We start from the raw sequence: 14,957 nt of genomic DNA, 5'->3' as shown, positions 1-14,957 counted from the left end.
CGGTGCTCGCCTTCAACTAAAATAAAGATTTCCGCTCAAATAGCATCTTTAAACTAAAATCACTGTTTTTTGAACCTTTCCCGTTATCACTATTCGCCTGAATATGTGCTAATTTGTATTCTCAATTCTCCTTTAAAGAAGTAATAGTCATTCGCTTAGTTCTTTAAAGCCAGTTTTGAAATGGCGAAATTTAATCTGACAAAATGAGTAATCAAGCAAGTACCCTTTTCGACAAGGTGTGGGACGCACACGTTGTACGTAAAATTGAAGATGGTCCGGATGTATTTTTCATCGACCGTCACTTTATCCATGAGGTAACCAGCCCGGTTGCATTTCTTGGACTTGAAACCAGAAACATCGGCGTAATGTATCCTGAACGCACTTTTGCGACGGCGGATCATAATACGCCAACGATCAATCAGCACCTTCCGGTACAGGATCCGCTTTCTGCAAATCAGCTTAAAGCACTGGAAACCAATTCTGCCAAATATGGTATTTCGCACTGGGGACTGGGTAATGCAAGAAACGGAATCGTACACGTTGTAGGGCCGGAAAATGGCATTACACTTCCAGGTATGACGATCGTTTGCGGCGATTCGCACACTTCTACCCATGGTGCTTTCGGCGCTATCGCATTCGGAATCGGTACTTCCGAAGTGGAAATGGTACTTTCTTCGCAATGCATCATGCAGCCTAAGCCTAAGAAAATGCGTGTAAACGTAAATGGTGTTTTGGGCAAGGCAGTTACTCCGAAAGATGTAACTCTTTTTATTATTTCAAAACTGACAACTGCCGGTGCAACAGGCTATTTCGTTGAATATGCCGGTGACGTTTTTGAAAATATGAGTATGGAAGGCCGTATGACCGTCTGCAATATGAGCATCGAAATGGGTGCACGCGGCGGTATGATCGCTCCTGACCAGACTACATTTGATTACATTGAAGGCCGCGACCAGGCACCGAAAGGTGAGAAATGGGAGAAAGCACTGGCTTACTGGAAAACGCTCAAAACAGATTCTGATGCAGTTTTCGATAAAGAATATACTTTTGATGCCTCGGAAATCGAGCCGATGATCACTTATGGAACCAACCCAGGTATGGGCCAGGGAATCTCCAGAGCGATCCCGACTGCTGATCAGGTAGAAGGCGGCAAGGCTACTTTTGATAAGTCATTGAATTACATGGGCTTCCATGAAAACGAATCCATGCTCGGAAAGAAAATCGATTACGTTTTCATCGGCAGCTGCACAAATGGTCGTATTGAAGATTTCCGTGCATTTGCATCAATCGTGAAAGGCCGCAAGAAGGCTGATAACGTAACTGCCTGGGTTGTCCCTGGTTCACATATTGTTGAAGCTCAAATCAGGGAAGAAGGAATTCTCGATATCCTGACAGAAGCTGGTTTTGAACTTCGTCAACCTGGCTGCTCAGCTTGTCTGGCCATGAACGATGACAAAATCCCGGCTGGAAAATACGCAGTAAGTACTTCCAACAGAAACTTCGAAGGCCGTCAGGGTCCGGGCGCGAGAACGCTTCTGGCCAGTCCGTTAGTGGCAGCAGCAGCAGCAGTGACGGGAGTTGTGACGGATCCCAGGGAGTTGCTTTGAGCTTAGGCGGTACGCTTTAAGCACTATGCTTTAAGCGTAGCTTCCGAAAATAGAAATGACACACACTTGTATGGTATGAGAGATTTCAAAAAATATGAGGTCTGGAAAATAGGGCATGAATTTGTTATGGAAGTAGAAGGATGTGGCAGAAAAACGGATCCCGAGTTTGCCAGATTTATTCATATCTCGTTAGGTTCGGCACATGAAGTGGAGTACTTGCTAATGCTTTGTCGCGACTTAACTTATTTACATGAAACCGATTATTTGCTTCTCGATCAAAAAATAAATATGATAAAACGTAAGCTTTATCATTTGGAAAAAACTATCAATAAAAGCTTATAGCTTAAGGCTTAAAGCGTAAAGCATTAAAACAATGGCCTACGATAAATTCACAATATTAAAGAGCACCGCCGTTCCCTTACCAATAGAGAACGTCGACACCGACCAGATTATCCCTGCCCGTTTCCTGAAAGCGACAAAAAGAGAAGGATTTGGTGATAACCTGTTCCGAGACTGGCGGTACAATGGCGATGATACGCCCAAGGAGGATTTCGTTTTGAATAATCCGATCTACTCTGGAAAAATCCTGGTAGGCGGCCGCAACTTTGGTAGCGGGTCCAGCCGTGAGCATGCTGCCTGGGCAATATACGATTACGGTTTCCGATGCGTCGTTTCGAGCTTTTTTGCAGATATCTTCAAAGGTAACTCACTCAATATCGGAATATTACCCGTGCAGGTGAGTCCGGAATTTTTGAATAAAATTTTCCTCGCTATCGAAGCTGATCCGAAAGCTGAGCTTGAAGTAAATCTTCCCGACCAGACTATTACCATTGTGTCGACCGGCGAACAGGAATCGTTCGATATCAACGGTTATAAAAAACACAATATGATTAACGGTTTCGACGACATCGATTACCTGCAGGCAATGAAGGAAGAAATCAGAGGGTTCGAAAAAGAGAGATTATATTAAAGGCTATCAGCTGTCGGTGATTAGCAATTAGCTTTCTTTAAATGCTAATCGCTAACAGCTGACAGCAAGTAGCTGACAGCCATATGGACAGTCACTATATAGAAATAATGGACACGACATTACGCGATGGTGAACAAACCAGCGGAGTGTCGTTTTCTGCGTCAGAGAAACTGACCATTGCCCAGGTGCTTTTACAGGAAGTGAAGGTGGACCGCATTGAAATCGCGTCGGCACGTGTGTCCGAAGGTGAATTTCAGGCAGTGAAGCAGATTACCGACTGGGCAAGATTGAATGGTTTTCTTGATAAAATTGAAGTACTGACCTTCGTGGACGGCGATGCTTCCATTAACTGGATGCTGGAAGCCGGTGCCAGGGTTATGAACTTGCTGACCAAAGGTTCGCTTAATCACCTGACGCACCAGCTCAAAAAATCTCCGGCCAATCATTTTGCCGATATCAGGGCGGTAATTGAGCTTGCCGATTCTAAGGGCATTGATTGCAATGTTTATTTGGAGGATTGGAGCAATGGCATGCGAAGCTCTCCGGAATATGTGTTTGAAGCATTGGATTTTCTCTCTACTCAGTCTGTCAAAAGAATTTTGCTGCCCGACACGCTCGGCATTTTGACACCAGCAGAGTCCTATTCTTTTGTGAAACAGATTGTTGATCGTTATCCCAACCAGCATTTCGAGTTTCATGCACACAATGATTACGACCTAAGCATTGCCAATGTGATGGAAGCCTTGCGGGCAGGAGCACGTGGCCTGCATTTGACAGTTAACGGAATGGGCGAACGCACCGGCAATGCCCCACTCGCCAGCACGATCGCCGTTCTCAATGATATGATGCCGGGCTATAAAACCTCCGTGAACGAAAGGTCCCTGTACACAATCAGCAAAATAGTTGAGACTTTCTCTGGCATCAGGATTCCTTCCAATAAGCCGATTGTAGGAGAAAGTGTTTTTACGCAAACTGCCGGGATACATGCTGACGGAGATAAGAAAAATAATCTCTATTTCAGCAAACTAATGCCAGAGCGGTTTGGACGCCAGCGCTTATATGCGCTCGGAAAAACCTCAGGAAAAGCGAATATCGAAAACAACCTGCGTGATCTGGGTATCACACTTTCCGATGCTGATCTGAAAAAAGTCACCCAGCGTATTATTGAGCTTGGTGATAGAAAAGAAGCTGTAACCCCGGAAGACCTGCCCTACATCATTTCCGATATTCTCGATAGTAATGCTATTGAGGAAAAAGTGGTGATTGTCAACTACGTTCTGACCCATTCGAAAAACCTCAAACCATCAGCAACTTTGCAGATTAAGTTTGGTGATGAAGTCTTCGAGGAAAATGCGCAGGGCGATGGTCAGTATGATGCGTTTATGAATGCCCTGAAAAAGATCTATTTTCAAAAAGGAATCAGTTTGCCAATGCTGACGGACTACACTGTGCGAATCCCGCCAGGTGGAAAGACCGATGCGCTTTGTGAGACAATTATTACGTGGGAGATCAATGGTAAGGAAGTGAAAACGAGGGGATTAGATTCAGACCAGACCTTCTCGGCAATTATGGCAACACAAAAAATGCTGAATTTGATTGGCGTACCGAATGATGTCCCTTTACTTTCTCCCTTAAACTAAAAACATTAGTTTTGAGACCATGAAAAAGCCGGAATTATATAAAAATCTGACAAGTTATCTTTTGCAAAAAAAAATAACACGGGCGGCAATTTTCGGGTCTTTTGCGAGAAATGAGGAGAATGATGAAAGCGATATCGATTTATTGATCGAGGGAAATAACCTTACCATGTTTGATATACTGCGGATTGAAGATGAGCTGGGGTCTATTTATAACAGAAAAATAGATCTCGTTGAATACAAGGCGGTAAAACCATCAATCCAACGTCACATTTTCAAAGATTTAATTCAACTGATATGATACGTGATGACAGCGTATATATCGACGATATTATTCAATCAATACAAATCATTCAGGAATACCTGGAAGGAAAAACTGAATCAGATTTTGAGGCGAGCTTACTATTACAGGATGCCGTTTATCGACGATTCGAAATCATAGGCGAGGCAGCTACCAAGATTTCCGAAAAATTGAAAGAATCTTATCCGGAAATTGAATGGAGACTGATGAAATTAATGCGTAATAAGCTAATCCATGAATATTTTGGAATTTCCCCCGCTACTATATTCGCAACAGTCAAGGAAGACCTACCGCGGCTTCTGCAAAAATTAAGTCAAATAGTTTACTGATTATCAATTCAATAGTTAATGAAAAAAAATATTCTAATTGTTCCCGGTGATGGAATCGGGCAGGAAGTTACTGAGGTCGGAAAAAGTGTTCTTGTGAAAATTGCCGAAAAATTCGGGCACGAATTCATCTATGATGAAGCATTAATGGGGCATGCCGCCATTGAAGCGACCGGCAATCCGCTTCCCGACGAAACACTTTCGAAAATGCGCGCTTCGGACGCTATTTTGTTCGGCGCCGTTGGTCACCCTAAATATGATAATGATCCAACAGCCAAAGTTCGCCCGGAGCAAGGCCTGTTGAAAATGCGTAAAGAATTGGGTCTGTATGCGAATCTGAGACCTATTAAATTGTTCGATGAGCTTTTGGGCGCATCTTCGATCAAACCCGAAATCCTGAAAGGATCGGACATTCTTTTCTTTCGTGAATTAACCGGAGACATTTACTTTGGCGAAAAAGGCCGCAAAAACAATAACGACACGGCCTACGATATCGCGGAATACAGTCGCTACGAAGTAGAAAGAATTGCTCGTAAAGCGTTTGAAGCAGCACGTACCAGAAGAGGAAAACTTTGCTCAGTAGATAAGGCCAATGTACTGGAAACAAGCCGTTTGTGGCGCGAAGTTGTTCAGGCGCTTGCACCTGAATACCCCGACATTGAAGTGGAGCACCAGTTTGTAGATTCCGCCGCGATGATGCTGATCAAAGATCCGCGCCGTTTTGATGTAGTAGTTACTGCAAATTTGTTCGGAGATATCCTCACTGACGAGGCAAGCCAGATCGCCGGTTCAATGGGTATGCTTGCGTCGGCATCAGTTGGGGACAGCACCGGGGTTTACGAACCAATTCACGGATCGGCTCACGATATCACCGGCAAAGGAATCGCGAATCCCCTGGCTTCTGTACTCTCCGCAGCGCTATTGCTCGACATTTCGTTCGGCTTGAAAGAAGAATCCGATTCGATCATTTCAGCTGTCGATCAATTACTTAAAGACGGGTTCCGCACGAAGGATATTGCGGATGCAACAACCGCCTCAGATAAGATATTGAACACGCAGGCCGCCGGAATTGAGCTTTTGAAAAGATTATAAAAGGAACCGAAGTTTTGCCAAACAATATTTGTTACAATCAAAACTTCTGCTTTCTTTGCAATATAAAACAGTTGTCAGCGAATTTTCGCTTTTACCAATGAACGCACTAAACAGAAACTTTGGCCTCCTCATTCTTCTAGTTCTGTGACACGGGAAAAGGTTATGTTTGGATTTCATTTCGAACCCTTTCCTCCACAGGAAGGGGTTTTATATTATTCAAAAATTATTAAATTCGTATCCATTTAATTATTAATACCCACCAATGAGTAATCGAGTTCAGATCTTCGACACAACTTTGAGAGACGGCGAGCAGGTACCTGGCAGTCAATTGACCACAGAAGAAAAGATCGTTGTAGCGAGTCAACTCGAAAAGCTGGGAGTGGATATTATCGAAGCGGGATTTCCGGTATCCAGCCCTGGTGATTTCAGATCTGTGGTAGAAATCTCGAAAGTTGTTCGTGAACCTATCATCTGCGCATTGTCAAGGGCAGTTCAGGGCGACATCGACGCTGCTGCCAATGCGTTGCAGTTTGCCGATCGCGGCCGCATCCATACCGGCATTGGTTCTTCCGACATTCATATTCAGCACAAATTCAATACAACCCGTGAAAAGATATTGGAAAGGGCGGTAGCTGCTACCAAATACGCCAAATCTAAAATCGAAGACGTTGAATTTTATTGCGAAGACGCAGGCCGCGCGGATCTTGCTTTTCTTTCCCAACTTGTTAAAGCCGTTATTGCAGCTGGCGCAACGGTGGTAAACATTCCGGATACAACGGGATACTGTCTGCCTGAGCAATATGGCAACAGGATCAAGTACATATTCGAACACGTATCTAATATTCATAAGGCGACAATTTCAATCCACTGCCACAATGACCTTGGTCTTGCCACTGCCAATTCACTGGCAGGTATTACTCAGGGTGCCCGCCAGGTGGAGGTTACCATTAACGGAATCGGCGAACGTGCAGGAAATACTTCTCTGGAAGAAGTGGTGATGGCAATGAAAGTGCATCAGGAAGAACTGGGATTGGAAACTGGTATCAATACCGAATTTATCTATCCGACAAGCCAGCTGGTTTCCAAAATGATGCGCATGCCCGTTCAGGCTAACAAAGCGATTGTGGGGCGGAATGCATTTGCGCACTCCTCTGGAATCCATCAGGATGGATTTTTGAAGAATAACTTAACCTATGAAATCATGAGCCCGCAGGATGTGGGTGTTGATAAATCCGATATTTTGCTGACTGCAAGAAGCGGTCGCCACGCATTGAAGCACCGATTTGAGTTATTGGGTTTCAGCTTTGACAAACCGGCCCTCGACGAATTGTATACGAGATTTCTGGAAGTGGCCGATTTAAAGAAAGAAGTGAACGATGCGGACCTGGTAGACCTTGCAAAAACCGCTATTCCGGTTTAATTAGAATATCCTTAGAAATGGTTAACTCCTTGAATCTGAATTTGATGTTTTAAAGATTTATTTGTAACATTACATATTCAATAACATCCATCAGATTGCAAAAAGCCCTCGGTGATTCTGACTAAGGGCTTTTTTCTTTGCCCTAAAGAATAATCGTCCGGTTATTGTGAATAAAAACCCTATCGTTAAAAACCAGTTTGAGTGCCTTCGAAAGCACTGCTTTTTCCGTATCACGCCCCAAAGTTGCCATATCCGACGCGGTTTGCCGATGATCCACTGACTTCACGTCCTGCGCTATAATCGGTCCTTCATCCAGATCATTATTTACGAAATGTGCGGTTGCACCGATGATTTTCACCCCCCTGTCGTAAGCCTGCCTATAAGGGTTTGCCCCGATAAATGCAGGCAGAAACGAGTGGTGGATATTGATAATTTTGTCGGGAAAATGGTTGACAAATGATGGCGTGATAATGCGCATATATTTAGCCAGAACCAGGTATTCTGGTTGGTAAACCTCAAGTGTTCTCAGGATCGCCTCTTCATGCTCTTCGCGGGATTTGCCTTCGTGCGAAATAAAATGAAAGGGTATTCCAAATTTGCCTACCAGTGGCTGTAACTTATTATAGTTGCTTATTACTGCCAGAATATTTGCATCCAGCTCGTCGAATGCATATCTGATCAAAAGTTCGCCCAGGCAATGATGTTCCTTGGTCACCAGCAGAACGATATCCTTTTTCTTCTTGGGGTTAATGCGAAGGTTCAATCCTGCGGGCAGCTCCTTTTGAAGTACTTCTAATAATTCGTTTGCTTCTGTTTCACCCTCAAATTCGGTCCGCATGAAAAAATATTTGGACGGACTTACATATTCATCATTTCGGATGATATTTAGGTTGTGCTCAAAGAGGATGCGGGTAACCTGATAAATCAACCCCTTATGATCCGGGCCGTCCATCAGCAGAATATGTTTTTGAATCATTTAACTGTTTACTGTTGTTCGGTAACCAATATCAGAAAATTTCTGTTAGGTAATCTCGATAATCTACTATTCAATGGCAGAAGAACTGATAATTCCCAAAGACACCGATCGCGCAGACATCTATAATGTGCTAACACCTCAGATCCATGCATTGATTGAGCATGAAAGTGACCTCACAGCGAACCTGTCAAATATTGCAGCTGCCTTAAAACAGGCCCTCGGGTTTTTCTGGGTCGGATTTTATATTGTAAAGGAAGGACAGCTCGTGCTTGGCCCGTTCCAGGGACCTATTGCCTGCACGCGCATTCCCTTCCACAAGGGCGTTTGCGGCGCGAGCTATTCACGAAAAGAGACTATTATCGTCCCTGACGTAGAGCAGTTTCCAGGCCACATTGCATGCAGCTCCGATTCAAAATCAGAAATTGTACTGCCTGTTTTTCACCGGAATGGCACCGTAGCAATGATTTTAGATGTAGATAGCGATAAGCTGGATGATTTTTCAGCAGCCGATGCAAAAAGCCTCGGTGAAATTTTAAAACTTCTGGAAAGAAAATTATAATACCTAATCAGTTCAAGGAGAATATCGGAAGCCTTAAAGCAACCACGTTGTTGAACATTAGCTTTGTAATCTTGGGATCCATATAATCTATCAAAGGAAACTCCGAAACCAGCGACATTACTTCGAATTCGCTTTCTCCCCTGACTACGCACCAAAGCCTGGAATAATCATCCGACAATGCATACGACATCATCCTTCCCTGCTCCATCAGTTCATTGATCTTTTTCTCCTGAGCTGGTATTTTCGCCGTGAAATCCTCCGACATTACCGCAGGAAGCTGTATTTCAACCATATATTGGCTCATAATTCGATAGCGGTTAGGTTTACAAATAAATACTTCGTTTTCGTGTGTGACCTGGTAATAAAATCGTAGGGATCACTTATTAGTTCCTGAAAATGAGATACCGTTATTTTGAAGAAAGTTTCCTGACTTTTCCAACCTTCTCCATTGCATGGGTGTCGTATCCCGTACGGATTGCGGTTTTCAGTATTTCAAACCCAGCCATAGCAAACCAGTATTCAACTATCTTTGGGTAGGCGTGCTGATTTTAATCCATAAACCGAACGAAGCACCCCTAAACTTCGGATGACCTTTAACGAACAGGAATTGGTGAGAGGCTGCAAACAGCGCAACCGGATCGCTCAAAAACAATTATATGATGTTTTTGGGGGAAAGTTGTTCGCTATTTGTCTCCGGTATACTAAAAACAGAGCAGATGCAGAAGATGTGCTGCAGGACGCATTTATAAAGATTTACGAAAATATAGATTCTTACAGGGGTGATAGCCCATTGGAATACTGGTTGCGTTCTGTAGTAGTAAATACAGCGCTGAACCACTTAAGGCAGCAAAAATACCTGAAGGAGCTTGACGATATTGATTACCACCATAATGGCATCGCAGACAGAGAGTTTACACTAGCGAATTTTCAACTGCAGCAACTGCTGGAACTGGTCAGGGAATTACCGCCAGGGTGTCAAACGATTTTTAACCTGTATGCTATTGAAGGTTATCAACACAACGAAATCGCTCAAAAGCTGGGCATTTCAGAAGGAACTTCCAAATCGCAATACGCGAGGGCACGAACGCTTCTTCAACAAAAATTAAATAAGGAAACGAAATTTGACGATGGATCCGTCCGGAATAAACAATTTTGAAGAACAGTGGCGAAAGGCATTGAGCGAGGCTTCTGAAACCCCTCCCAAATCAATCTGGGAAAATATTGAAGCGCACCTTGATGAGGAAAGTGAAAAAGGAACTGTTCTTCCGCTTTGGTGGCAATCTAAAAAGCTCTGGCTGGCAGCCGCTTCTGTTGCGGCCCTGCTGGTTGTAGGTGCAGGATTTTGGTATTCTGATATCAAAAATAGCGGTTCTGAGCGCGCGGAGATCGCCGCCGACAGATCTGCTGCTACTCCCCAGATAGCAAAAGGCCCCGCCTCTGATCAAAGCATTCCAGCAGACCAGGAAAAAAATAACGTTATCGCTGAAAATGCCGGCAAGGATGAAGCGGCTCACTCTGAACATGTTAGTGCAACTAAAAATGAAGTACTTGCTGCTGGAAAGTCAGGACGAAATGCTGACAAAAATTACGCTGCTTCATCTGTGAACCAGTTTAAACCGGAAAAAGCAGTAGCGAAATCGGACAGGCGGGCAACTCGTGAGACCAGTGCCAACGAGCCTGTCATTGCTCTGAGCCAAAATCAGCAAAATAACCCGGCGAACCTGCCTGCTGTGATACTTGCCGATAATCAAAACAAGATTGCTTCACAAGAAGATGCAGCGGAAAATACTATCTCCGTAAATATGCTCGCAGGCCGTTCTTATAACGACCTGGATATTCATTTGCAGAAACGCTATGTATTTTTCAAACCAAATGCGATCTCCGAAGAAGAGATAAAACCTAAAAAGCACACGGAATATTGGGCAGGAATCGGTGTAATGCCGGCCTCCTTTAATCCTGACGTACAAATCAAACGGCCACCTCAGGACTTTGCCTACCAGGCATTATCCAGCAGGAAAGCCGTTACGGGTACCAGCGAAGCTGGTGTTTCCTACGCTTTGCAAACGCAGGGTGGAGTTCGCCTGTCTAAACACTGGTCGGTTGAGCTGGGGCTAAGCTACTTGCAGGGGAACTCGTCTTACGAGGGCGGCGGATATCTTTTGAATGCGTACAGTCAATCAGCAAACGTACTTGAAAATGCCTTCGCTGATGCATCTCCAAAACCTTCTTTTCCAACTGATAAAAATTTCAACAACGGAGCAGTTTATATTGACGTTGCTAAAAAAGTAAGTAACAATTATCAATACCTGCAAATGCCAGTTCAGGCTGGATTTACATTAAATCCGGACAAAAAATTGAGTTATTCGATTTTAGGAGGTATGATGGCCAACTTCTTTCTCAGCAACGACCTGGAATCTGCTTCGGGTGATATTATCACTACCAAGGCAAGCGATGAGGTTTACCGCAGCATGAATTGGGCCGCGACGACCGGTTTGAGGTTTAATTACAGACTGTCAAGCAGATGGAAAGCTAACCTTACAGGCTCGTATCAAAAGGCAATTTCTTCCGGATTCAGGTCGAATCAAACTCTTGATGCGCATCCATATTTGTATGGAGTGGCCTGGGGAGTAAGATATTCCTTTTAAAATTTAAAAGCCATTCCAACCTTAGTAGGGCTTTTGGAATCTAAAAAGTGTTGATGCATTGAAAAGGAGGCTGTAATTCTGCCAGCCAATCCTACAATACCCAAGCATTTATTAGCCATGAAAACTTTGATCCAGGCATTTATCGCCCCGCTTGCAATTGCTCTGTTTACAATGGGCTGTACAAATGACAACGGCGTGCCGCCTACCAATGAGGTTAACCCTGTCGAAATCCCATCAGAGATAGCAGACGGATCCAGCAGGTTTGCCTTTAACTTTTTACACAGCCTTCAGGAAAGCCAGCCAGCCGCAGATAACTTTTTCGTTTCACCGCTGAGCCTGCACATGGCGCTGGGAATGCTGCTGAATGGTGCCGAAAATGAGTCGGCCGCGGAGGTTCAGAAGGCATTGGAGATGCAGGGCGTTTCCCTTTCAGACCTAAATAAAGCGTATAACACGTTGATCCGCGATCTGCCCGTTGCCGATTCCAGAGTTACGCTCGGGCTTGCCAATTCGATCTGGTACAAAAACGGCCTGAACGTCGAAACCAGCTTCCAGAATATTTTGAAAGAATCTTTTCAGGCTGAAATTACCGGATTACCTTTTGACGATGCGAGCAAAGACAGGATCAATCAATGGGCAAGCGATAAGACAAACGGAAAAATCAAAAGTGTGATTCAGGAGATACAACCTGATCATATCATGTTCCTGCTGAACGCACTCTATTTCAAGGGAGACTGGAAAGCGCGATTTGATCCGAAAGAAACAGTTGATATGCCATTTAAATTGGAGAATGGCTCCAGCAAGACCGTGAAGATGATGCACATTAAGTCAGCATTTAAAATCTACGGCGATGCTTCGTTCAGTGCTGTACGACTTCCTTATGGAAACGGGCAGTTCAGCATGACACTCCTGCTCCCGGCAGGCACCAATACGATCGACCAAATATTATCCGAAATTGACGCTGCTAAATGGAAATCAATCATTGCAGGTAATTCTGAAACCAATATCAAAGTAGGCCTGCCAAAATTCACCCTTGATTATTCGGCGAACCTGAATAGTACTTTACAGCAGATGGGTATTAATAGGGTTTTTTCAAACGGAGCACAATTTGGCAAAATAAGCCAGTCCACACCTATGAAGGTGGATTTTGTTAAACAAAACGCTTACCTGGCCATCGATGAAAAAGGGACGGAAGCCGCGGCTGTAACATCGATCGGGATGGTACCGACATCTACAACTCCTCAGGAGCCCAGATTCATCTGCGACCAACCGTTTGGACTGATCATCAGTGAAAATACATCCAACACTATTTTGTTTATGGGGAGGATCAAAAATCCAGACAGCAAATAGCATTCATCATCCGGCGCTTCAAGGCCGGCTAAAATATTAAAGATAAAAAATGTCGGCTATGCTGACATTTTCGGGGTGCGTTATCGTCCGAGGGCTTTGCTGTCGGACGATTTTGTTTTGTGTTCCAACCAATTACAAAAACCGGCTGTCATATGTAGACTCAATTCCAACCTATAACTTAACCCTTATGAAACCTAAACTTCTACATTTCTTCTTCCTGCTCATTGCAACTGCCTTTTGGTCATGCAACGATCAATGTAAAGAAACCAGGGTAGTTCGCCGTTTCAGCAACCTGACGCATTCGTTGATGGAACTGCGCACACAGGTAAAAGCAGCTTCTCCCAAATCACTTGAAAATCCGGGGAAGATGTATGTGTTTGGCAAATATCTTTTTGTCAATGAAATCAAAAAAGGCATACATATCATCGACAATGCAGATAAATCCAATCCGCGGTTCGTCTCTTTTATCTCGATCCCCGGAAATGGAGATATTGCAGTCCGCGACAATATCCTCTATGCCGACAGTTTTTCGGATCTGGTAGCACTGGACATTACAAATCCCGAGAATGCCACAGAAATAGAAAGGGTCAAAAATGTTTTTAAAAACGGGCTTTTCGAAGGCGGTTCCTGGACTTTAAATGAATCGATAGGAGCGATCAACGATCAAAATGTTGAGTATGTTACCGAAACCATTACAGTAGATTGTGAGAACAATGTGACGCCTATTTCCTGGTGGGGAGGGATTTGGGCAGTTGCTGACAGGGCTTTTTTCAGTTCTAATACCAGTAACGCTGCACCACAATCAGCCGGAAATTCGAACGGACAGGCTGGCTCAATGTCGCGCTTTGCACTTCATCAGCAATTTTTATATGCGGTCGGCCAAAACCAGCTGCACCTCTTTAATATTGCAAACCCCAAAAAGCCGGTAGATTTCGCTACTGTTAATATTGGCTGGGGAATTGAGACGATATTCCCTTACAACAACAAACTTTTTATCGGCTCATCAACTGGTATGTTCATTTATGATAACAGTAACCCGGCAGCCCCCGAGCGGCTTTCCACGTTTCAGCATGGAAGAGCCTGCGATCCGGTCGTTGTGCACGGAGACATTGCCTATGTGACGATCCGTTCGGGAAGCGCCTGTCCCGGAACGCAAAATCAGCTTGATCTCGTCGATGTCAGTAACCCTTCTTCCCCTCAGCTCATTAAAAGCTACCAAATGGAAAATCCGCACGGATTGAGCATTGATTTTCCAACACTCTATCTCTGTGAAGGTGAACATGGACTTAAATTATTTAATGCGAAGGACAAATTCGGAATTGATAAAAACCAGATTGCCCATTTTAAAAATATGGACGCTTTTGATGTAATTTCCTTAGGTAAAACCCTGTTTTTAATCGGTAAAGACGGGTTTTATCAATATGATTCGTCCAATCCGTCCGACCTTCGTTTGCTTAGTAAAATTCTGGTAAACAAAGCGATCTGACCATGATAAGACTTGTAGTTTGGATCATGCTGCTGGTCGCAAGGCCACTGGCGGCACAAACGCCTTTTGCAAAAAAATATATCAACCATACTGAAGTGGGCGGATTGTTCGGCAGGGTGAAATATACAATGCCTTATGATGTTTCTCAGGAACTTGTCGACAACAAACTAAGCCTCACTGCGCAGACTTTCAACGGGGTACAGATCACACGAAAGACAGCTGCAGGGATAACAGTTGGTGTCGACTGGTACAAGAATGCCTTTATAAATCCAGTCGCCGCCGGTTTCCGTCATGACCTCACAAAAAAGAGAAATGTGAATATATTCGGCACAATAGACGCCGGTTATGGATTCGCATGGTTTCATGACGACCCCGATGGTTTCAAAACTACCGGCGGGATAATGGTCAATCCGGGTGTGGGAATCAGATGTGGAAAGGAAGGAAAAGGCGCATTTACATTTACTATCTCTTACAAAAGACAGGAAGCAAACGTTGATAAACCGCTGCTCTGGGACCAAACCGAGCGAAGTGAAAGTCGGTCTTACAATCGGCTTGGCCTAAGAATTGGACTTAGTTTTTAACATTAGA

The 14,957-nt window shown here is 44.1% G+C and carries 16 protein-coding genes; 14 read left to right on the top strand and 2 right to left on the bottom strand.

The annotated features are described in order from the left end of the window. Positions 1-203: 203 nt before the first annotated feature. The 8 genes from leuC to FXO21_RS11805 all read left to right on the top strand — a co-directional run bounded on the left by leuC (position 204) and on the right by FXO21_RS11805 (position 7,353). Positions 204-1,607: a 3-isopropylmalate dehydratase large subunit gene (leuC, locus tag FXO21_RS11840; protein ID WP_149640263.1), complete on the top strand. Its 1,404-nt coding sequence runs from the start codon at positions 204-206 to the stop codon at positions 1,605-1,607. A gap of 75 nt (positions 1,608-1,682) precedes the next feature. Continuing rightward, positions 1,683-1,949 carry a four helix bundle protein gene (locus FXO21_RS11835; RefSeq protein WP_149640262.1) on the top strand — a complete coding sequence of 89 codons (267 nt, stop codon included), beginning with the start codon at positions 1,683-1,685 and terminating at the stop codon, positions 1,947-1,949. Positions 1,950-1,980: 31 nt separating this feature from the next. Then, complete coding sequence (gene leuD / locus FXO21_RS11830) at positions 1,981-2,577, top strand: 3-isopropylmalate dehydratase small subunit (RefSeq protein ID WP_149640261.1); 597 nt, start codon at positions 1,981-1,983, stop codon at positions 2,575-2,577. Between the two features lie 83 nt (positions 2,578-2,660). Then, entirely contained in the window at positions 2,661-4,217 is a 1,557-nt protein-coding gene (locus FXO21_RS11825) for an alpha-isopropylmalate synthase regulatory domain-containing protein (protein WP_149640260.1), read from the top strand. A gap of 19 nt (positions 4,218-4,236) precedes the next feature. Beyond that, positions 4,237-4,515, top strand: a complete 279-nt coding sequence (locus FXO21_RS11820; RefSeq protein ID WP_149640259.1) for a nucleotidyltransferase family protein — start codon at positions 4,237-4,239, stop codon at positions 4,513-4,515. After that, positions 4,512-4,844 (top strand): HepT-like ribonuclease domain-containing protein, encoded by a 333-nt coding sequence (locus tag FXO21_RS11815; protein ID WP_149640258.1) that lies wholly within the window; start codon positions 4,512-4,514, stop codon positions 4,842-4,844. Before FXO21_RS11820 ends, FXO21_RS11815 begins: the two co-directional genes overlap by 4 nt. An 18-nt stretch (positions 4,845-4,862) precedes the next feature. After that, positions 4,863-5,933: a 3-isopropylmalate dehydrogenase gene (gene leuB, locus FXO21_RS11810; protein ID WP_149640257.1), complete on the top strand. Its 1,071-nt coding sequence runs from the start codon at positions 4,863-4,865 to the stop codon at positions 5,931-5,933. A 262-nt stretch (positions 5,934-6,195) separates the two neighbouring features. Further along, positions 6,196-7,353: a 2-isopropylmalate synthase gene (locus FXO21_RS11805; protein ID WP_149640256.1), complete on the top strand. Its 1,158-nt coding sequence runs from the start codon at positions 6,196-6,198 to the stop codon at positions 7,351-7,353. Positions 7,354-7,495: 142 nt separating this feature from the next. On the opposite strand, the gene purU is transcribed toward FXO21_RS11805, so the two are convergent. Next, positions 7,496-8,329: a formyltetrahydrofolate deformylase gene (gene purU, locus FXO21_RS11800; protein WP_149640255.1), complete on the bottom strand. Its 834-nt coding sequence runs from the start codon at positions 8,327-8,329 to the stop codon at positions 7,496-7,498. 73 nt (positions 8,330-8,402) lie between these two features. Between purU and FXO21_RS11795 the strand changes: the two genes are divergently transcribed. After that, positions 8,403-8,888 (top strand): GAF domain-containing protein, encoded by a 486-nt coding sequence (locus FXO21_RS11795; protein ID WP_149640254.1) that lies wholly within the window; start codon positions 8,403-8,405, stop codon positions 8,886-8,888. Between the two features lie 7 nt (positions 8,889-8,895). Here the strand turns inward: FXO21_RS11795 and FXO21_RS11790 are convergent, their stop codons facing one another. After that, on the bottom strand, positions 8,896-9,192 hold the full coding sequence (locus tag FXO21_RS11790) for a muconolactone Delta-isomerase family protein (protein ID WP_149640253.1): 297 nt from the start codon (positions 9,190-9,192) through the stop codon (positions 8,896-8,898). A 282-nt stretch (positions 9,193-9,474) separates the two neighbouring features. On the opposite strand from FXO21_RS11790, the gene FXO21_RS11785 reads away from it, so the two are divergent. The 5 genes from FXO21_RS11785 (at position 9,475) to FXO21_RS11765 (ending at position 14,950) form a co-directional block, all read left to right on the top strand. Next, positions 9,475-10,044 (top strand): RNA polymerase sigma factor, encoded by a 570-nt coding sequence (locus FXO21_RS11785; RefSeq protein WP_149640252.1) that lies wholly within the window; start codon positions 9,475-9,477, stop codon positions 10,042-10,044. Then, positions 10,016-11,533, top strand: coding sequence for an outer membrane beta-barrel protein (locus FXO21_RS11780; protein ID WP_149640251.1), 1,518 nt, complete (start codon positions 10,016-10,018; stop codon positions 11,531-11,533). Before FXO21_RS11785 ends, FXO21_RS11780 begins: the two co-directional genes overlap by 29 nt. A 117-nt stretch (positions 11,534-11,650) precedes the next feature. Further along, complete coding sequence (locus FXO21_RS11775; RefSeq protein WP_149640250.1) at positions 11,651-12,883, top strand: serpin family protein; 1,233 nt, start codon at positions 11,651-11,653, stop codon at positions 12,881-12,883. A gap of 187 nt (positions 12,884-13,070) precedes the next feature. Then, positions 13,071-14,369 (top strand): LVIVD repeat-containing protein, encoded by a 1,299-nt coding sequence (locus FXO21_RS11770; protein WP_225865657.1) that lies wholly within the window; start codon positions 13,071-13,073, stop codon positions 14,367-14,369. Between the two features lie 2 nt (positions 14,370-14,371). Then, the gene (locus FXO21_RS11765; RefSeq protein ID WP_149640249.1) at positions 14,372-14,950 is read left to right on the top strand and encodes a hypothetical protein; all 579 of its coding nucleotides are present in this window, start codon (positions 14,372-14,374) and stop codon (positions 14,948-14,950) included. Positions 14,951-14,957 lie beyond the last annotated feature (7 nt).

The organism is Dyadobacter sp. UC 10 (assembly GCF_008369915.1).
In the GTDB taxonomy this organism is placed as follows: domain Bacteria; phylum Bacteroidota; class Bacteroidia; order Cytophagales; family Spirosomataceae; genus Dyadobacter.
The sequence above is the reverse complement of the archived record's forward strand: the minus strand, read 5'-3'. Positions and strand labels throughout refer to the sequence as shown.